Here is a 20,549-nt window from a genome sequence, read left to right on the forward strand (position 1 = left end):
GGACTGAAAATCCTCGTGTCCCTGGTTCGATTCCTGGTCTGGCCACCATTTATTTTTATAGTATGGCGCTATAGCCAAGCGGTAAGGCCAAGGTCTGCAAAACCTTTATCCCCCGGTTCAAATCCGGGTGGCGCCTCCAAAAGTAGAAGTCTGTAAACAAATAGTTTACAGACTTCTATTTTTTATTAAAGAGTTTTAATAATTATAAGGCATAGGTAAAAACTTATACAATCTGTGGATAAGTATAGAAAAAAGTGATGTTTTTTTTATAAAATTCAGAATAATGAAAAGTTAGTCACAGAAATATGAAAATAATACACAGTTTTTGTGGATAACTACTGTTGATTAATTATATTTCTGTTGATTATTTTGTTTATAAATTTATATTACGAATGATTTGCTTGGAGAGATTAGATTTTCATTTAAATCTATTTTAACAGATCCACCTACTGGAAGAGTAATATTAGGATATTCATGACCAAAAGGTAAGTTAATAATTGTAGGCTTCCCAAGAGAGACTATTTTTTCATAAAGGAGTTCTTCTAATGTAAAGTTATGTTCTTTCATATCATTTTCATTAGCAGTAAACTGTCCTAATATAAAGCCTTTACAGTCAGATAACTTATTAGAAAGACTTAGTTGAGTAAGCATTCTATCGATAGAATAAATCTTTTCATTTACATCTTCTATAAAAAGTATTTTGTCTTTTGTATCAATTTCAAAGGGAGTACCTATACTACTGCAGAGTAAGCTTAGATTGCCACCCACCAATTTGCCATTTATATTTTTTGAATTATAAATTTTTATATCATCAAATGAGTTTAAGTCGATTTGATAATTGGCGGATTTATTCATGGTAGCATTAAAGAAATATTCTTTTGTGATTATATCAGAAAAATTGGATTTTATCATAGGACCATGGAAGGTTACAAGGTCTATTTTCTTATACAGATAGTTAAGAATCAAGGTTATATCACTAAAGCCACAAATAATTTTTGGATGTTTTTTTATAATATTGAGATCTATATATGGAAGCATTCTAGCACTTCCATAGCCGCCTCTGAAACAAATAATTGCATCAACTTCATCGTCTATAAACATGTTCATTAGATCAGTTGCCCTATCTTTATCCTCTCCTGCTAAGTATCCATACTTATCAAATACGTGAGCAGCAACTTTTACTTTGAAGCCTAAGCTTTTAAAATCTGATATTTTTTTCTTAATGATATCAGTATCGTCACAACCTGCAGGTGATACTATGCCTATTGTATTTCCAAATTCAATTCCTTTAGCAAGAATGATAAACACCTCCAAAATAGAAGAGGACTACTTAGTCCTCTTTAGTAAATTTCTTAATTATTATATTATAATTAATCATATATGTACCATTTGATAATAAACTTATATTTTTAATTAAAATGGTAGAGTTATATATAGTACTGATCTGTAATTGAAGCGCGTTAAGTGTTATTTAAGAAAACATATCTTTTTTATAAAGTAGTGCAGCAACTATAACACCGATTATCATTGTAACTCCCATAACTATATGAAAAGCATAGGGACTATCTTGAAGAGGTAATCTAACATTCATGCCGTATATTCCACCCATTATAGTTGGGATTGCTAATAGTATAGTTACTGATGCTAATACTTTCATTACTATATTTAGATTATTAGATATTACAGATGCAAAGAAATCCATGGTACTTGCTAGTATATTACTATATATTTCAGTCATTTCGATAGCTTGCTTGTTTTCTATTATAACATCCTCTAAAACATCCTTATCTTCCTCATACTTTTGCATTATCTCTAATTTAAGCATCTTTTCAAGAGTTATTTCATTTGACTTAAGAGAGGTTGAAAAGTAAACAAGGGACTTTTCTAAAGAGTGTAATTGTATCAGTTCTCTGTTTTTCATAGATTTATGTAGTCTTTTTTCAATCATAAGGCTTTTTTTGTCAATTTGCCTTAAATATATAAGATAGTATGTAGATACTCTATTTAGAATCTGCAATATAAATCTAGATTTCTTAAAAGAGTAGAATGACTTTATCTTTCCATAGGTAAAATCAGTTAATATCTTTGAGTTTTTTAAGCAAACGGTTATAAGCTCTTTATCTGTATGTATAATTCCTAGAGGATATGTATCATAGGTTAATGAGTTATCTTCCATTTCTGTAAAAGGTATATCTACAATAACTAACATATTATTATCCTCTATATCTATACGAGAGGTTTCTTCGTCGTCTAAAGGCGCTCTTAAAAATTCAATTGGAACGGAGGTTTTTTTTGATATAAGAATAAGTTCCTCATCTGAAGGAGCAACTAAGTTTATCCAGCAACCTGGTTCAATATTATCTAGATTTTTTAATGTAGGGTCAAGCTCACTTACTGATTTATATATTTGAATCATCTAAGGATACCTCCAACTTGGTGTATAATGTAGTAAAACAACTTTGAATATAATAATCAATAAAAATTTAAATATCAATTTTATTATATCATACATTAGAGAAATTAAGTAATCATGAGTATCTTAGAGAATAACCTTGCATATATATAACTAAGCTTAGTATATTGATATAAAAGCTAATATTTAATATAAAAGATAATAGATAAAAAAGTAAAATGGTTGTATAATCACTATGGTGTATTATTAGCTTATATGATGGGGGAATAATTTTATGGGTACGATGCATAAAGAGTTTGTAGCAAGAAGAAAAGCTTCTTCAATAGTAATTAGCATAGTAGTATTATGTTTAATGATTGTTTTATCAAACTCAAGTGAAAAAGTTTTATTATATAATCATAAGATTAATATAATTATCGATCCCGTATTGATTTTATTGACGCTTAGTTTTGTTGGATTTCAATTTATTAGATGTAGAACTTCTTATAAATATTCAATAGTAGCTGATAAGCTTATAATTCACAGAGTTAATCCAGCTGAGCAAGTAACTTTAGAGAATATAAAACTAAAGGATATAGTTTTTTTAGGTGGAATAGTATCTGCACCTAAAAGGTATCCTATTAATAGAAGAAAGCTTTATATAGGTAGTATATTTGGCATAAAGACATACTGTTGTATATATAGAGATGACAATAAATATAAAAAGTTCTTTTTTCAACCTAGCGAAGACTTAGTAAATAAATTAGAAATATATAGTGCCAGATATAAAGAGGTTATGGTAAGTTAAAGTAATCAGGTAGACGTTAGTACGTCCCTGGTTACTTTTATTTTTATTTCATAATATCCATTATGAAAGTAAGTTCTTGATTTATTTGTAAAATATTTATTGTGGACAAATTAAGATTATTTGTTGTATTGAATAAAATATACTATATGAGTTAAAAATCAAAATAACATATAAGTTATGGAGGTAATATTCGTTATGAATAATATATATGCTAAAAATAAATGCATAGTATGTGGAAAAGCTCATGAAAATGGTATAATAATATGCGGTAAAAAGATTTGCCGAAGTTGTGAAGAAAATCTAGTAGAGTGTGATGCAGACACAGATTTTTATAAATACTACATGAATTGTATCAAAAAACAACTTACTCCTCATATTATAAAAAACAGTTGTGAGAAAAGTGAGTATTTATAATAAGGAGGTATTTATGAACAAGATTCCGCTGGTAGAAGCGTTGAAATTATATGTAGATGAAGAAAATGCTCCTTTTTCTATGCCAGGTCATAAAAGTGGCAGGGGATTTAAATCGGAGTTTTTAGATATTAACTTGAATGAGTTTCTTTTATCTGCTGATATAACTGAGGTGGAAGGTCTTGATAATCTTCATAAGCCAGAAGGTGTGCTAAAAGAAGCTCTAGAAAAATTGCGTGATTTATATAAAAGTGAAAAGTCTTATTTTTTAGTCAATGGAAGCACATCAGGAAATCTTATAATGAGCTATTCATGTTTCGAGGAGGGGGACAAAGTTCTTGTTGAAAGAAATTGCCACAGATCCATAATGAATAGTTTAATTATGAGAAAGTTAAGGCCTGTATATTTAAATAACACTTTAAATACAATGCTTAAAGCACCGCTAACTTTAGACTTGAAAGAGTTTACTAGACTTTTAAGTGAGCATAGAGATATAAAGGGAATTATTATAACCTATCCTAATTATTATGGAGTTGGGTGTAATTTAAAGTTTATAATTGATGAATGTCATAAGAGGGATATAAAGGTGTTAGTTGATTGTGCGCATGGTGCTCATTTTGGTGTGCATAAAAGGCTTCCCGAAAGTCCTGTGACTTTAGGTGCAGACATGGTTGTAATGAGCGCTCACAAGACATTACCAAGTTTAACTCAGACATCATTCTTACATGTAAATGACAAGTCGTTGATAGAGAAAGCAGATTTTTATTTTGGGGTTTTTCAAAGCACAAGCCCCTCCTATATATTAATGGCATCTATGGATTATAGTAGGGCTTTTCTCGAATATGAGGGGCAAGTAGCTTATGAGAAGCTATTTATAAAATTGGACAAGTTTAAGGGGGATATTAAAGATCTTTCATATATTAAGGTTTTTGATAAGAACTATATAAATGAATCAGAAACTATTTTAGATGAAAGCAGGATAGTGTTATGCTTAGAAGAAGGCTTAAGTGGGCATAAATTATTAGAGGTACTTAGAACTAATAAGATTCAAGCAGAAATGAGTGGTGAAAATAATGTTGTATTGATATGTTCACCATTTAATACTGAGGCAGATTTTGAGTTACTAGTAAGAACCCTTAGAAATATAGATTTAAATATGATTGAAGATAGAGAAAAGTCTTTCTGCTTTGCAAGATTACCGAAACAAGGAATTATTCCAGGAGATGCATTTCTACGTGAAAAGGAAGTTATATCATTAGAATTGTCAGAAGGAAAGATGGCTGGTGATAATATAATACCATACCCACCAGGAGTTCCTATGCTTATAATTGGTGAAGTGATTGATAAAGAACACATATTAGTTATAAAAAATGCCCTTAAAAATGGCTTAACAGTACTTGGAGTTGAAGAAGGGTGTATAAAAGTAATTAGATAATATAAAATAGATTATACAATATGAAATATATAACGTTAAAAGAAAGAGTGAGTAGGATGAAAAAGGGATTGTTTATAGTATTCGAAGGGCCAGAAGGAGCTGGAAAAACCACTGTAATTAAAGAAATAGAGAGTGTGTTCAAAAATACTAACATAGAATATATATTTACAAGAGAGCCAGGCGGTATATCTATTTCTGAGCAGATAAGAAATATAATCTTAAATAAAGAAAATACAGAGATGGATGGAAGGACAGAAGCCCTGTTATATGCAGCAGCTAGAAGGCAACATTTAATTGAAAAAGTAATACCTTCTCTTAAAGCAGGTAAGGTAGTTATATGTGACAGATTTATTTTTTCTTCATTAGCTTATCAAGGTTATGCAAGAGGTTTGGGTATGGAACAGGTTATGAACATAAATAACTTTGCAATTGAAGAGTATATGCCAGACTTAACACTGCTATTTGATCTAGATCCTAGAGTAGGGCTAAGAAGAATACATAGTAACGATGAAAGAGAAATTAATAGATTAGATCTAGAAAGTATAGAATTTCATGAAAAGGTTGCAGAAGCATACCATATTTTAGCTCAAAATTATGATGAAAGTACTATAATAATAGATGCTTCAAAATCCCTAGAAGAGGTAAAAGATCAAGTTATTAATTGCATTATGTCTTTTCTCGAAAAAAAAGGATATATTTAACTAATTCTATTCAAAATTAGTTAATTGTGATAAAATAAAGAATAATAAAAACTTGCAATATATTCAATAAAATTTATGGGAGGTGTTTTTTATGAAGTTGGTTATTGCAATAGTTCAAGACGATGATGCTTTGGATTTAATTGACGGAATAACAGATGAAGGCTTTAGAGTAACTAAGCTTGCCACAACAGGAGGCTTTTTGAAATCAGGTAATACTACATTGATGATTGGTGTTGAGAAAGAGAGAGTTGATGTAGTTATAAATCTTATTGAAGAAATCTGTAAGACAAGAAAGCAGGTAGTGTCATCGCCATCTCCTATGGCTGGAACAACTGGAGTTTATATACCATATCCAGTAGAAGTTGAAGTCGGTGGGGCAACAGTATTTGTAGTAGACGTAGATAAATTTGTGAAAATATAAAAAGGAGAGAGTGCATTGGACTTTATAGGACATAGTGAAATCATAAAGCGTTTTGATAAAAGTATAGAAAAACATGCACTCTCCCACGCTCATTTAATAATAGGTGAGGACGGAATAGGAAAGAGCATACTAGCTAAAAAATTTGCTTTTAAGATAATGGGAAAGACTGATTTTAAAGAATATATTGATATAGTTAATTATAGAACTAATAAGAGTTCTTTTGGTGTAGATGAAGTTAGAGGTATTATCACAGAGGTAAACAAGAAGCCTTATGAGGATGATAAGAAGGTAATAATAATATATGAAGGTAATAAGTTGACTGTGCAGGCACAGAACGCATTACTTAAGACAATAGAAGAACCACCAAAAGGAGTATATATAATAATATTATGTGAGAGTGCAGAACTTATACTAGATACGATAAAGTCTAGGTGCCAAGTACATAAGCTATTTCCACTGAAAGAAGCAGAAATAGAAATGTTTATTGAAAATAAATATCCTAGTATAGATAAAGAACTTAAAAAAACTTTAATTTCTTTTAGTGAGGGAATACCAGGAAAAGCTGAAAAGTTCATAGGTGACAGCGGTTTTGAAGAAATAAGAAATATGGTCTTACAATTAATGAGAGACATAAATAGTCATAATGAAGATATAATACTAAAGTATGAACCAATTCTGTCTAAATATGATGGGAAAGAAGAAGAAGTTTTTACGATTATAATATCCTTTGTAAGGGATATAATTATATATAAGGAACTACAAGATGTTACATATATAATAAATAGAGATAAACTAGAAGACATTAAGGACTTATCAAACATGATGGCTTACAAAAAGTTAAGGGGAATAATCGGAGTTATAGATGAAACTAGAATTAACTTAAGAAGTAATACTAATCCTCAGATGACCTTTAATGTTATGATGATAAGCCTACTGGAGGTTTAATATGATTAAAGTCGTTGGAGTACGTTTCAAAAAAGCAGGTAAGATATACTATTTTAATCCAAATGATATTGAAGTTAAGAAAGAAGATAATGTTATAGTAGAGACTGCAAGAGGTATAGAGTTTGGAGAATGTGTTATAGGACCAAAGGAAATAGATGAGAGTGAAATAGTAGCACCTTTAAAAAGTGTCTTAAGAGTAGCGGATGCAGAGGACATAGCAAGGCATGAGGATAATAAAAGCAGAGAAAAGCATGCCTTTGAAGTATGTTTTGATAAAATTACAGAACATAAACTAAATATGAAACTCATAGACGTAGAGTATACCTTTGATAACAATAAGGTAATATTCTACTTTACTGCAGATGGTAGAGTAGACTTTAGAGAACTGGTAAAGGATCTTGCAACTATATTTAAGACAAGAATTGAATTAAGACAGATAGGGGTAAGAGATGAGGCCAAGATGATAGGTGGACTTGGACCATGTGGAAGACCTCTATGTTGCTCAACCTTTTTAGGAGATTTCGCGTCTGTTTCAATAAAGATGGCTAAAGAGCAAAATCTTTCTCTTAACCCTACTAAGATATCAGGAATATGTGGAAGGCTTATGTGTTGTCTTAACTACGAGCAAAACACCTATGAAGATATAAGAAAGAGACTTCCTAAGATTGGTTCAGTTGTTGAAACTGATTTAGGAAGAGGAGAAGTTGTTTCTAATTCTGTTGTTAAAGAGAAGGTTAAGGTTAAGCTATTTAGAGGAGAAGAAGATTTTATAGAAGAATTTAAAATTAGTGATATAAAACTTATATCCGGAGGATATGAAGGAACTGTTGATGAAAGCGATATTAAGTTAGAACTTGATGATGATGTAGATAAGAAAATGATAAAGGACTTGTTTAGTGGTAATTAAGGAGGTAAAATATGAAATCTTCAATAAGAATTCCTAGCATGAAGTCATCTGAGGATATAATCAAAATAAAAAAAGCTATTTCAAGTAATGAAGGTGTCATTGCTTGTGAGATAAGTAAGGAAAAAGGAGAAGTCAATATAGTCTACGATAATTACTTCGTAGAACTTGATGATATAATAACTTCTATTGAAGATTTAGGATATATTGTACTGTAAAGTTATATAACTAACAACAAAAGTCTTTTAAAATCAATTAAAACATGTTAAAATAAATGTGGTGTTTGTACACCACATTTTTTTAGGAGGTGTTTGTTATGGCATATAAAATTACAGATGCTTGCGTAAGCTGTGGAGCATGCGCTGCAGAATGCCCAGTTAATGCTATTAGTCAAGGAGATACACAATTCGATATAGATGCAAATTCTTGTATCGACTGTGGAAACTGTGCTAATGTTTGCCCAGTAGGAGCACCAGTTCAAGACTAGTTTTAAGTTGGACAGGCCACCTTTAGGTGGCCTTTTTTTTATTGCAAAAAATAACCGATTAATAAAATAAAGTGGGTTAGCATTATAGGATCAATAAAAAATCATTATAGGTATTCAACTTCAACTATTAATTTATGCATGCCCAATAATAATAATAATAATAATAATAATAATAATAAGGGGTGATAAGATATATATAAATTATGTTCTTGTAAATGATGCATATATATAAGCAATTAGTATCAGATTATCAAAAAATAGCCTTTTTAATGTGAAATTATACTAAATTAAATAGAAAATAGAAAAATATATATGCAACCATTGAAGTATTTGCAGATATTGTTTAAAATTGTTAATAAACAAGGAAATAAGGGGGCAAATACATGAAATCACTTAGACGGAAGATAAGCTTAAGTTTTGGGGGAGTGTGTTTATTATTTTCTATAATCTATACACTTGTATATGGCTACAGGACTTCAACCGTAATACAGAATCAAGCTATGGAAGATACAGCTTTGATGTCTGAACAATTTTTAATTAATTTAAATGGACATACTACTGAAGATTCAAGCTATCTTCAGGAGTTAACAAGAAAATATAAAAATTCTAGCATAAGTTACATAGGTATAAGAAATAAGGATTATAAGTATGTGGCTAGTACTATTGATTCAGAAACTGGATCGCAAAAAAAAGATCAATATGCTGAGAAGGTATTTTCTACAGGAGAAACAACCTCTTATAAAATAAATGATAAAGATAAAGGACTTATGCTTCAGTCAGTAATGGCTATCAAAAATGATGATAACGTAGTCGGAGTAATAGAACTTGGTATTCCTATGAGCAATTCTCAAAAGGATATTAGTAATCTCATTATAAGCATGCTGGTTATTGCCATAGTAATTCAAATAGTTGCTTTTATTATAGGTGGATTTGTTGCTAGAAGCATAGTTAACCCGATAAAGCATATGCTTGGGTCTTTAGATCGTGTGGCGAAGGGAGACTTCACAGCAAGTGTAAGGGTTTCTTCTAAAGATGAAATAGGTAAATTATCTAGTATAATGGCAGACACTTTGGAGCATATAAAAGAGATGGTTTTAGAGATTAAGGCTTCAGCCAATAATCTTGCTGAAGCTTCACAAGGAGTAGCTGCATCAAGTGAGCAAATGGCAAGCTCAAATGGTAGCATAGCAGAAGCTATGACAGATTCTGCACATAGAGTTAACACACAATCCCATAACTTAGATGAATCATATGAGGTCTTAATAGAGCTAGAAGAAAGATTAAAGACAATGGAATCAAATCTAAGTTTAGCACTAAGTGGAAATATGGAGATAAAGCATAAAGCAGATGATGGAAAAGATAAAATTGTAGAATTAGCTAAATCAATAGAAGAAATACGATATAAGTTTGAAGAGGTAGAAAATACTTTATCTAAGCTTAATGTAAGCGTAGGTAATATTTCATCTATAACTCTAGTTATTAACGATGTGGCCGAGCAAACTAACTTACTTGCTTTAAATGCGGCAATAGAGGCTGCAAGAGTTGGGGAACAAGGAAGAGGTTTTGCTGTAGTTGCAGATGAGATAAGAACTTTAGCTGAGCAAGTTCTAGACTCTTCAAAGAATATTAATAATATAGTAACAGGTATTACAGGAGATACTAAACAAGTCTCCAATAGTGCAAAAGAAGTGTCATTTAAGATAAGCGAGCAAGGAAAGATATTAGGTGATACTATAGAGTCCTTTAAGAATATAGTTTCTGGAATATTGAATAATTCTACTACCATAGAAAATAGTAATACAGAACTTAAAGAAACTCTTAATGCTAAAAATAATGTGAAAAATAGAATAGAAATAGTTACAGAAGAGGCGAAAAATATATCTGAAAGTACAATATCAGTGGCTTCAAATATAGAAGAGCAAACAGCAACAGTTCAGGAATTTACAGCTACGGCGCAGACATTGGATAGCATGGCTGCATCTTTGACTACTCTTGTAAACAGGTTTAAGGTTGAATAATAAAAAATAACTCTATATTAAAAAATACTTATAAAACTCAGATTTAAATAGAGCCGAAATTGATTTTATAAATATCTTAAACATAGTTTAATTAAAAGTTTTAATTTTAAAATACATATATATAAGTAAAAGTTCTTAGAAATATAATAATATATCTAAGAACTTTTATGCTTTTCGTATAAAACCGATAATTACAGTAGGATCTAATTAGTAAGTTAGAAAAATTACATTATTAGTAGAACGGATATCTTTTTCAGGAGTAAAGCAATTAGATGAAACTTTCTTTACATTTTTCATAGCTGTTAAAAACTTTTCTGGACCATCTAACTCAAATGTAAGTTTAGGCGTCTTATAATGCATAGGGATAACATAGGTTGGATTTATAGACTTTGTAATTTCTGCAGCCTCTAATCCATCAATTGTGAAATTACCTCCTACTGGCACCATGAGAATGTCAACCTTACCTATCCTATCTAGCATACCTTCATTTAAAGTATGTCCTAAATCTCCTAAGTGACATATTCTAAAGTTATCTATTTCAATAATATAAATAATATTAGGACCTCGCTTTAACCCATTTTCTTTATCATGGTGACTAGCTATTCCATGTATTGTACAAAATTCTTCTTCATGTATCCCTAAAGTATCTATAACTTTTGTATCAATATTAGAGGGAGAGATATAGCAGTGGTCGAAATGTTTGTGGCTTATTGTTATTAGATCAACTTTGTCTTCGTAGGTAGGATATCCAATATCGTTAGGAAAAGGATCTAATAATAACCTTTTGCCAACAGAGTTTTTAATTAAGAAAGAAGCGTGGCCTAGATTAATTATTTCCATAAAATCACATCCTTAAATTTGACTATTATAGCCTTATTATAACCATAAAAAATGGTTATACACAAATAAAATTGAATTGCTTTAATTTTCTGTTAATAGCTTTGTTAATTAATAATACTTATCACTTGAATTTGAAATAAAAAAATAATAATATATATTCAAGGTCAAAGAAAGTCAAAGTAAGGTGGTGATTTGGTGGCTAGATTGTCTGACATAATTGAGGCATTCATAAAGAACTTACTTGAACAAAGCTGCGATCAAGAACTTCAAATTCAGAGAAATGAGTTAGCAGATAAATTTTCTTGTGCTCCATCGCAAATAAATTATGTATTAACTACTAGATTTACTTGTGATAAAGGATATTTGATTGAAAGTAAAAGAGGTGGCGGAGGCTGCATAGTTATAAAAAAAATTACTTATGACACAAAAGATAAGATTTATGAAATAATAAGCTCAAGTATAGGAGATAGTATTACTTATCACAATGGGATAGCTATTTTAGAAAGTCTTTATGACTTAAATATTATAAATGAGCGAGAAATGGAACTTATAAAAATAACTATTAATGATAGAACTCTTCAGAATGTAGAAAATAGAAATAAGGTTAGAGCTGATATATTAAGATCACTAGTTGTGGTTTTATTATCTTAAAGTAAGGGAGGTATTCTTTATGTTATGTGATAAATGTGGAGAAAGAGAAGCCAGTGTTCATATTGTAAAAGTGGTCAACGGTGATAAGAAAGAATTGAATCTTTGTGACAAGTGTGCAAATGAATCTATGGAAGTTCCTTTAAATCCATTTGAAGACTTAGGAGAATTCTCATTCCAAAACTTATTAAGTGGTCTGGTGGATTATGTTAATAAGGCATCTCAAGGGGCTCAGAAGAATGAAGTGCTTTGTGAAAACTGTGGAATGTCATATAACGAATTCAAAAAAACTGGTCTTTTAGGTTGTAGTGAATGCTATAAGAACTTCCAAAATTCTATTAACCCCGTAATAAAAAGAGTACAAGGTGATATGGAACATATGGGGAAAGTTCCTACAAAGGCTGGAAAGTACTTCATAGAAAAAAGAAAGCTGGTAAAACTAAAGGAAGAGCTACAACAAGCTATATTTGGAGAAGAATACGAAAGAGCGGCTGTTCTTAGAGATGAAATAAAGTCACTTCAAGAAAGTATGGGAGAATAGGAGGATGCTTTATGGATAACTGGATTAATGGTGCTGAAACTAGTAATGATGAAATAGTTATAAGTTCTAGAGTTAGATTAGCAAGAAATCTTAAGAAAATACCTTTTACCAATAGAATGGATGAAACTGCTGGAAGAGAGAATGTTGACAGAATTGAAGGAGCTTTTTATTTAAACCAAGATAATCGAGAAAAGTTTACTACTATAAGGCTGTGGGAAAGTAGTGGCAATGTGTCAACTAGTTATTTTGAAAAACACCTTATTAGTCCTAATTTATTGAAATCTTATAAGAAGACAGCTTTTTTAGTAGATAAAGATGAAACTATGAGCATAATGATAAATGAAGAAGATCATATAAGACTTCAATGCATAACAAAAGGATTCAATGTTAGGGAAGCTTATAATGAGGCTAATAAACTTGATGATATGCTAGAACAGTATTTAGATTATGCCTTTGACGAAAAGTTCGGCTATCTAACAGCTTGCCCTACAAATTTGGGTACTGGTATGAGAGCTTCTGTTATGATTCATTTACCTGCGCTTACTATGAATAAAGAAATTGATGGATTAATAAAAGGTCTAGCTCAAGTTGGTATGACCATAAGAGGGCTATATGGTGAAGGGTCAAATGCAGATAGCAATATATATCAAATATCAAATCAGGTTACTCTTGGAGTTACGGAGGAAGAGATTATTACTAATCTCCAAGCAGTTGTATCTCAAGTAGTTGCTCAAGAAATAAAATCGAGAGAATCATTAAGAGCTAGTTATGAATACGAAATTTTGGATAAAATATATAGGTCAATTGGAATACTAAAGAATGCAATTATTTTAAGTTCAAAAGAATGTTTAGAACTTCTTTCATACGTAAGATTAGGTGTGGAAATGTCAATAATAAATGATGTAGATAAAAAACTTTTGAACAGCTTGCTTGTATCCATTCAACCAGCTTCACTTCAACTTAAGGTAGGAAGAAAGTTGTCGGAAAGAGAACGGGATATAGAGAGAGGTAAATTAGTTAGAGAGGCATTTAGAAAAATTAATAATTAGGAGGTGACACCATGTTATTTGGTAGATTTACAGAAAGAGCTCAAAAAGTTTTAATGAATGCTAGAGAACAATCTAAAAAATATAAACATGGGTATATAGGTACTGAGCATATTCTATTAGGAATACTAATGGATGAGGGAAAAAGTAAAGAGTTATTAAACGCCTATAATGTAAATGTAGATGGAGTAGGTAGGCTGATACAACAATATGTTGGAGAAGGTGAGGTTGAGTACTTTTCAGGAGAGATACCACTAACTCCAAGAACCAAAAGACTTTTAGATAATAGTTTAGTGGAAGCTAGAAATTTAGGACATAACTATATAAGTCCAGAGCATATACTTCTTGCTTTAATAGCTGACAACGAAGGTGTAGCATATACTATCTTAAATAATCTCAATGTTAACTTTGAAAAACTTAGAGCAGATATAATTAGTAGCTTTAATGGAAAGCCTGTATCACAAGGTGGTCAATCTGACAGTCCCCAAAGGAGAAAAACAGATCATAAGACACCTAATCTAGATCAGTTTGGAAGAGATCTTACTGAGATGGCTATAGAAGGTAAGCTTGATCCTGTGGTTGGAAGAGACGAAGAAACTCAAAGGGTTTTAGAAATTTTGTGTAGAAGAATAAAAAACAATCCTTGCTTAATAGGTGATCCTGGAGTAGGAAAAACTGCAATAGCGGAAGGTTTGGCTCAAAAGATAGTTGAAGGAAACATTCCAGAGATACTTAAGGAAAAAAGAGTTGTTGCATTGGATATAACCTCTATGATAGCAGGTGCAAAGTATAGAGGTGAATTTGAAGATAGATTAAAGAAGGTAATGGAAGAGATTAGGAATGCAGGAAATGTACTGTTATTTATAGATGAGATTCATACAATAGTTGGTGCCGGTGGCGCTGAAGGAGCTATAGATGCATCTAACATACTTAAGCCTGCTTTAGCAAGAGGAGAGATTCAATGTATAGGAGCTACAACTATTGATGAGTATAGAAAGTACATTGAGAAAGATTCTGCTCTTGAAAGAAGATTCCAACCTGTAAATGTAGGAGAACCTTCAAAATCTGAAACATTACAAATATTAAAAGGCCTTAGAGATAAGTATGAAGCCCATCATGGAGTAAAGATAACAGATGAAGCTCTAGAAGCTGCTGTTAATCTTTCAGATAGATATATAACTGATAGATTTATGCCAGATAAGGCTATAGACTTAATAGATGAAGCGGCTGCTAAGGTTAGAATTGAAAACTTAACTACTCCTCCAGATCTTAAAGAGATGGAAGAAGAAATTGAAAAGGCAACTAAGGAAAAAGAAGATGCTATAGCAGTTCAAAACTTTGAAAAAGCTGCTGAGTTAAGAGATAAAGAAAAGAAGTTAAGAGAAAAACTAGACCATATGAAGACAAATTGGACTACTCAAAGTAGTGCTCAAACTCATATAGTTGGAGAGCAGCAAATAGCATCAGTAGTTTCTAAATGGACCAAGGTGCCAGTAGAAAAACTAACAGAAACTGAATCAGAGAAATTATTAAAACTTGAAGAAATACTCCATAAGAGAGTAGTAGGACAAAATGAGGCAGTAAAATCTGTTGCTAGAGCAGTAAGAAGAGCAAGAGTAGGGTTAAAGGATCCTAATAGACCTATAGGCTCATTTATATTCTTAGGACCTACTGGAGTTGGAAAAACTGAGCTTTCTAAAGCATTGGCTGAGGCTATGTTTGGAGATGAGGACAATACAGTTAGAGTGGATATGTCAGAATATATGGAGAAGCATTCAGTATCAAGACTTATAGGTTCCCCTCCAGGATATGTTGGATATGATGAAGGTGGCCAGCTTACTGAAGCTGTAAGAAGAAGACCTTATTCAGTAGTATTACTAGATGAAATTGAAAAAGCTCATCCAGACGTATTTAATATATTATTACAAATACTTGAGGATGGAAGACTTACAGATGGAAAAGGTAAGACTGTTAACTTCAAAAATACAATAATAATAATGACTTCCAATGTAGGCGCTCATACAATTAAAAAGCAAAAAACAATAGGATTTGGCATGGATGAAGATAAGAGCGAAACAGAATACGAAAAAATGAAGGAAAATGTTATGGATGATCTTAGAAAGACTTTCAGACCAGAATTCCTTAATAGAATTGATGATACAATTGTATTCCATGGACTACAAGAGGAAGATTTGTTACAAATAGTCAACCTTATGGTAAGCTCAGTTACAGAAAGATTAGACGAACAAGACATACATTTAGAATTTGATGAAGAAAGTAAAAAGATTCTTGTTGAAAAGGGTAAAGATGTAACCTATGGTGCAAGACCTTTGAGAAGAGTCATAACTAAGAGTGTTGAAGATAAATTAAGTGAAGAAATGCTTAAAGGAAATATAAAGAGGGGTCAAAGTGTTAAAGTAACTGCAGAGGATGGAGATTTGAAGTTTACTCCAAGCGTAGTGGCTCAAGAAGAAACTAATTAAATTATATTTTGTATTGATGGTGTAGCATTTTAATCAAGAAAATATTTTAATTACAATGCTAGGTTCTTAGAGGATATTTACAAAATATAAATTTTATATGAAGTGGTACATCTATATAAACGAATAAATTAAAGTTAAAAATCGTAGTTTATATATAGGGATTAAATTAAGATATTAGATTCCTATAGTTATAGACTACGGTTTTTACTTTTTTGTTTATAATAACCTCCTGCCAAGCAAAGTGAAGTCTTTGGTTTATTTTTATTATGTTCAAAAGATTGAGGATATAAATGCTGTTGTTGTTAAGCGATTTAAAAATATGAATAATAACTTAATTTAATAAAAAACTATAGTTAGAGGAGTATAGTGTAATAAATAATTATTATTTGTTAAAAACTTGTTGCAAAATGAATATATAGTGCTATAATAATATTAAAGATACCCCTTGGGGGTAATTAAAACGGAAGTAAGTATTATTCAGAAAGAGGGAAAACTATGGCTAAGAGTGAGAAGATAATTGATTTAATGATAATAGGTGGAGGTCCAGCAGGATTAACAGCAGCAATATACGCATCTAGAGCTAAACTTAATATGGTACTTTTAGAAGATGCTATAGTAGGTGGTCAGGTAAGAACTAGTTATTCCATAGAAAACTATCCAGGTTTTAAATCTATAGAGGGTGGAAAGCTTGCTGATCTAATGCAAGAACAGGCCTTGGAATTAGGTGCAACAATAGACGAATTTGATCTAGTTGAAAGAGTTGATTTCTCAGATGAAGAGAAAATAGTTGAAACAACTAGTTATATATATAAACCAAAAGCAGTAATAATAGCAACAGGGGCAACTCCTAAAAAGATTCCTGTGCCTAATGAAGAAAAGTTTTCAGGAAAGGGTATACACTACTGCGCAGTATGTGATGGAGCTATGTACGAAGGAAAGGTAATAGGTGTAGTAGGAGGAGGAAACTCAGCTCTAGAAGAAGCTTTATTCCTTACAAAGTTCGCTTCAAAAGTAGTTATGATTAGAAGATATGATTACTTTAAGGGAGAAGCAGCAACTCTAGAGGAAGTACTACATCACCCTAAGATAGAAGTTATGTATAACTGGGATCTAGTTGATGTAGCTGGAGATAAGTTTATGGAAAGTGCTAAGATAAAGAATACAAATACAGGCGAAGAAAAAGAAATTCAAATGGATGCTATTTTTGGATATATAGGAACTGAACCAAAGACAAGTCATTTTAAGGACTACGTAAAGCTTACACCTCAAGGATATATTCTAGCAGATGAAAGCACAAGAACAAACATAAAAGGCGTATATGCAGCTGGAGACGTAAGAGAAAAGCAATTTAGACAGATTACAACAGCAGTAGCTGATGGAACTATAGCTGCCTTAGATGCAGAAAAATATATATTAGAAGCAAAGAGAGGTTAGTAATATGGTGAAAATATATTCTACATCATGGTGTCCATGGTGTGTAAAGGCTAAAGATTACTTCAAGTTAAAAGGAGTAGAATATTCAGAAATAAACGTAGCTGATGAGCATGAGTACAGAAATGAGGTATATGAAGTTTCTGGCCAAAGAACTGTACCAGTTATAGATATTAACGGACAAATAATAGTAGGTTTTGATAGAGAAAAAATTGATAGGGCATTGGAGGTAAGATAATGTTTAATGATATACGTAATGGGGAGATTTATAAGAACCTTGTAGATGGTAAGTGGATTGAAACAAATACAAAGAAGCTTATAGATATAAAATCACCAATAGATGATTCAATAGTAGGAAGAGTTCAAGCAATGAGCAAAGAAGAGGTTGATGCTGCGATACAAAATGCCAGTGATGCCCAACTATCATGGAGAAACGTTCCTCTAAATGAAAGAGCTGAAATTCTTTATAAGACTGCGGATATATTAGATCAAAAGGCAGAAGAAATAGCAAATATAATGGTGAGAGAAGTTGCAAAGGATAAAAAGAGTGCTGTATCAGAGGTTACAAGAACTGCTGATTATATAAGATTTACAGCAGATGCAGCTAAGAGCATGGAAGGTGAATCTATTCCTTCAGATCCATTCCCAGGTTTTAATAGAAATAAGATATCAGTAGTAACTAGAGAGCCTTTAGGAGTAGTTCTTGCTATATCACCATTTAACTATCCAGTAAATTTATCAGCATCAAAGATAGCTCCAGCTGTTGTTGCAGGTAATTCTGTTGTATTAAAGCCAGCAACTCAAGGTAGCATATCAGCTTTGTATTTAGCAAAGGCATTCCAAGAAGCAGGTCTTCCAGCAGGTGTTTTAAATACAGTAACAGGAAGAGGTAGTGAAATAGGGGATTATGCAGTTACTCATGATCATGTAGACTTCATAAACTTCACTGGAAGTACAGAGGTTGGTAAGCATATTTCGCAAATAACAGCTATGAAACCATTACTTATGGAACTTGGTGGAAAAGATGCTGCTATTGTTTTAGAAGATGCTGACTTAGATCTTACTGTTAAGAATATAATAGCAGGTGCATACTCATATTCAGGTCAAAGATGTACAGCTGTTAAGAGAATATTAGTAATGGAGTCTGTTGCAGACGAACTAATAGAAAAACTTAAGGTTAAGATATCAGAATTAAAGGTTGGTAATCCTTTAGAACATGATCAAGTAGACGTAGTTCCACTTATAGATACTAAAGCTGCTGACTATGTAGAAGATTTAATGAGAGAAGCAGAAGAAAAAGGCGCTAAGCTTATAATTGGCGGCAATAGAGAAGGAAACTTAATATATCCTACTTTATATGATAATGTAAATGTAGATATGAGATTGGCATGGGAAGAACCATTTGGACCAGTACTTCCTATAATAAGAATAAGTGACAGAGATGCAGCCATAAAGATAGCAAATGCATCAGAATACGGATTACAATCATCAGTATTTACTAAAGATATAAATGCAGCTTTCTATATAGCTTCAAAACTTGAGGTTGGTACTGTTCAAGTCAATAATAAGACTGAAAGAGGCCCAGATCACTTCCCATTCCTTGGAGTTAAGTCTTCAGGTATAGGTACTCAAGGAATAAGATACTCTATAGAAGCTATGAGCAGGCCAAAGGCTATAGTAATAAATCTAGCTGAGTAGTATGTATAGATACAAGTAGTATAATATTATTATTAATCTAAAATATATTTATTTAAGATTAAATGAAAAAGCTAAGGATATATACCTTGGCTTTTTTGCTTTTCATAATTTCATATTATTTGTTTCAAAAAGTAAGATGCTAAAAATATCTTTATTATAATAGTTAGTTTACATAGCACACTCAGCATTACAAATGAGTCCAATAATATACTATTAAAGGCTATGCTGAACCGATAACATTGGTAACTTAACCTTTTTATTGATTAATTAGTGTTTGACTAACTAAAAGTCATGTTGTACAATAAGTACAACATTGATGATATGATGTGAAAAGATATAAGAGTATATTGTTTTATAGGTATAGATTAATATATTTACAAAATTATATATTTATCATTGAGCTATTGAGATTACACTATATTATACATCTTCATTAGTGACAACTATATTATAGATAATTATTAAGTAATTCAGATTTTATAATATATAAATAAAAACAAAAGTTTTTATAATGAAACAGGAGTAGGTATGAACGATATAATTAATAAATTACAAGATTTTAATTTTACGAAAACTGAGGCTGAAGTTTATTTATGTTTGCTTAAGAATGGTCAGTTAAATGGATCACAGATATCCAAATTGCTTAATATATCCAGAAGCTCTGTATACAGCTGCTTAGAGAGTTTATATAAGAGAGGAAATGTATTGATGTTATCTGGAGAGCCTACGATTTATAAAGCTCAATCCCCGGATACTTTAATAAATAATATAAAAGCCAATTATCAGAACTCTATAGAGATTTTAGAAGAGTCCTTAAGTAATATGGAAAGAAGTGAACTAGATGATCAATACTGGAATATGAAGGGATATTCTAACTTTATTGAAACTACGAAGAAACTATTAGTGGAAGCAGAAAGTGAAGTATATATATCCACTACCTTTGAATTAAAGTTATTTGAAGAAGAACTGAAAAAGCTTATAGAGAGGAACATTAGAATAATAGTTTTCTCTTTCGAGAGTCTTGATGTGGAAGGACTAGATTTGGAATACTATCATCACGAGAGTAAGAGTATCTTTTATGATGGCAGAAGGTGGATGATGATAGTTGATAATAAAAAGGCACTTATAGCTAACGAAACTAATGATGAGGATATTCTTGGCACAGTTACAGAAAATTCATTGATGGTTTCAATAATATCTGAGCATATACACCATGATATTTATCTTTTAAAGCTTAAGGATAAATACAATAAGAATTTAGTTACCAGTGATATATTGATTAATAGTGGCTTTGAGATGGGATCATCGGTTTGTAAAAGTAAAAAAGATAGATAGTATAA

21 protein-coding genes and 1 tRNA gene are annotated in these 20,549 nt (G+C 31.3%); 19 read left to right on the plus strand and 3 right to left on the minus strand.

The features are described from left to right. The first annotated feature begins 64 nt into the window (after positions 1–64). A tRNA-Cys gene (locus tag GXK57_RS17400) sits at positions 65–139 on the plus strand. A 242-nt stretch (positions 140–381) separates the two neighbouring features. Here the strand turns inward: GXK57_RS17400 and GXK57_RS17405 are convergent. Both GXK57_RS17405 and GXK57_RS17410 read right to left on the minus strand, forming a co-directional pair. Next, positions 382–1,299: an LD-carboxypeptidase gene (locus tag GXK57_RS17405; protein ID WP_160678948.1), complete on the minus strand. Its 918-nt coding sequence runs from the start codon at positions 1,297–1,299 to the stop codon at positions 382–384. Between the two features lie 172 nt (positions 1,300–1,471). Continuing rightward, positions 1,472–2,416, minus strand: coding sequence for a magnesium transporter CorA family protein (locus GXK57_RS17410; protein WP_160678803.1), 945 nt, complete (start codon positions 2,414–2,416; stop codon positions 1,472–1,474). Positions 2,417–2,687: 271 nt separating this feature from the next. On the opposite strand from GXK57_RS17410, the gene GXK57_RS17415 reads away from it, so the two are divergent. From GXK57_RS17415 to GXK57_RS17460, 10 genes are all read left to right on the plus strand, one after another. Continuing rightward, a complete protein-coding gene (locus GXK57_RS17415) occupies positions 2,688–3,200 on the plus strand; it encodes a hypothetical protein (protein ID WP_160678805.1) in 513 nt (170 codons plus the stop codon). 195 nt (positions 3,201–3,395) lie between these two features. After that, on the plus strand, positions 3,396–3,614 hold the full coding sequence (locus GXK57_RS17420; protein WP_160678807.1) for a sigma factor G inhibitor Gin: 219 nt from the start codon (positions 3,396–3,398) through the stop codon (positions 3,612–3,614). Positions 3,615–3,627: 13 nt separating this feature from the next. Continuing rightward, positions 3,628–5,046, plus strand: coding sequence for an aminotransferase class V-fold PLP-dependent enzyme (locus GXK57_RS17425; protein WP_160678809.1), 1,419 nt, complete (start codon positions 3,628–3,630; stop codon positions 5,044–5,046). Positions 5,047–5,102: 56 nt separating this feature from the next. Further along, positions 5,103–5,747, plus strand: coding sequence for a dTMP kinase (gene tmk, locus GXK57_RS17430; protein WP_160678811.1), 645 nt, complete (start codon positions 5,103–5,105; stop codon positions 5,745–5,747). Between the two features lie 91 nt (positions 5,748–5,838). Then, on the plus strand, positions 5,839–6,168 hold the full coding sequence (locus GXK57_RS17435) for a cyclic-di-AMP receptor (RefSeq protein ID WP_128211215.1): 330 nt from the start codon (positions 5,839–5,841) through the stop codon (positions 6,166–6,168). Positions 6,169–6,183: 15 nt separating this feature from the next. Further along, positions 6,184–7,113, plus strand: coding sequence for a DNA polymerase III subunit delta' (locus GXK57_RS17440; protein ID WP_160678813.1), 930 nt, complete (start codon positions 6,184–6,186; stop codon positions 7,111–7,113). A 1-nt stretch (position 7,114) separates the two neighbouring features. After that, the gene (locus GXK57_RS17445; RefSeq protein ID WP_160678815.1) at positions 7,115–8,020 is read left to right on the plus strand and encodes a stage 0 sporulation family protein; all 906 of its coding nucleotides are present in this window, start codon (positions 7,115–7,117) and stop codon (positions 8,018–8,020) included. Positions 8,021–8,031: 11 nt separating this feature from the next. Then, the gene (locus tag GXK57_RS17450; RefSeq protein WP_160678817.1) at positions 8,032–8,235 is read left to right on the plus strand and encodes a heavy-metal-associated domain-containing protein; all 204 of its coding nucleotides are present in this window, start codon (positions 8,032–8,034) and stop codon (positions 8,233–8,235) included. Positions 8,236–8,333: 98 nt separating this feature from the next. After that, positions 8,334–8,504, plus strand: a complete 171-nt coding sequence (locus GXK57_RS17455; protein ID WP_160678819.1) for a 4Fe-4S binding protein — start codon at positions 8,334–8,336, stop codon at positions 8,502–8,504. 383 nt (positions 8,505–8,887) lie between these two features. Then, the gene (locus GXK57_RS17460) at positions 8,888–10,522 is read left to right on the plus strand and encodes a methyl-accepting chemotaxis protein (RefSeq protein WP_160678821.1); all 1,635 of its coding nucleotides are present in this window, start codon (positions 8,888–8,890) and stop codon (positions 10,520–10,522) included. Between the two features lie 207 nt (positions 10,523–10,729). On the opposite strand, the gene GXK57_RS17465 is transcribed toward GXK57_RS17460, so the two are convergent. Further along, the gene (locus GXK57_RS17465; protein WP_160678823.1) at positions 10,730–11,362 is read right to left on the minus strand and encodes an MBL fold metallo-hydrolase; all 633 of its coding nucleotides are present in this window, start codon (positions 11,360–11,362) and stop codon (positions 10,730–10,732) included. A 195-nt stretch (positions 11,363–11,557) separates the two neighbouring features. Here GXK57_RS17465 and GXK57_RS17470 point away from each other — a divergent pair, with 195 nt between their 5' ends. The 8 genes from GXK57_RS17470 (at position 11,558) to GXK57_RS17505 (ending at position 20,544) form a co-directional block, all read left to right on the plus strand. Continuing rightward, entirely contained in the window at positions 11,558–12,013 is a 456-nt protein-coding gene (locus GXK57_RS17470; protein ID WP_160678825.1) for a CtsR family transcriptional regulator, read from the plus strand. A 19-nt stretch (positions 12,014–12,032) separates the two neighbouring features. Next, positions 12,033–12,551, plus strand: a complete 519-nt coding sequence (locus GXK57_RS17475; RefSeq protein WP_160678827.1) for a UvrB/UvrC motif-containing protein — start codon at positions 12,033–12,035, stop codon at positions 12,549–12,551. Positions 12,552–12,562: 11 nt separating this feature from the next. After that, positions 12,563–13,600 carry a protein arginine kinase gene (locus GXK57_RS17480; RefSeq protein WP_160678828.1) on the plus strand — a complete coding sequence of 346 codons (1,038 nt, stop codon included), beginning with the start codon at positions 12,563–12,565 and terminating at the stop codon, positions 13,598–13,600. 11 nt (positions 13,601–13,611) lie between these two features. Continuing rightward, positions 13,612–16,080, plus strand: a complete 2,469-nt coding sequence (locus GXK57_RS17485; RefSeq protein WP_160678829.1) for an ATP-dependent Clp protease ATP-binding subunit — start codon at positions 13,612–13,614, stop codon at positions 16,078–16,080. Between the two features lie 495 nt (positions 16,081–16,575). Further along, entirely contained in the window at positions 16,576–17,514 is a 939-nt protein-coding gene (trxB, locus tag GXK57_RS17490; RefSeq protein WP_160678830.1) for a thioredoxin-disulfide reductase, read from the plus strand. 4 nt (positions 17,515–17,518) lie between these two features. Beyond that, positions 17,519–17,749 (plus strand): glutaredoxin domain-containing protein, encoded by a 231-nt coding sequence (locus GXK57_RS17495; protein ID WP_160678832.1) that lies wholly within the window; start codon positions 17,519–17,521, stop codon positions 17,747–17,749. After that, the gene (locus GXK57_RS17500) at positions 17,749–19,209 is read left to right on the plus strand and encodes an NADP-dependent glyceraldehyde-3-phosphate dehydrogenase (RefSeq protein ID WP_160678834.1); all 1,461 of its coding nucleotides are present in this window, start codon (positions 17,749–17,751) and stop codon (positions 19,207–19,209) included. The genes GXK57_RS17495 and GXK57_RS17500 overlap by 1 nt, the downstream gene beginning before the upstream one ends. A 528-nt stretch (positions 19,210–19,737) precedes the next feature. Then, complete coding sequence (locus GXK57_RS17505; RefSeq protein ID WP_160678836.1) at positions 19,738–20,544, plus strand: TrmB family transcriptional regulator; 807 nt, start codon at positions 19,738–19,740, stop codon at positions 20,542–20,544. The last annotated feature ends 5 nt before the right edge of the window (positions 20,545–20,549 follow it).

This window comes from Clostridium sp. C8-1-8, from assembly GCF_009928445.1.
Taxonomy (GTDB): Bacteria; Bacillota; Clostridia; order Clostridiales; family Clostridiaceae; genus Clostridium_AR.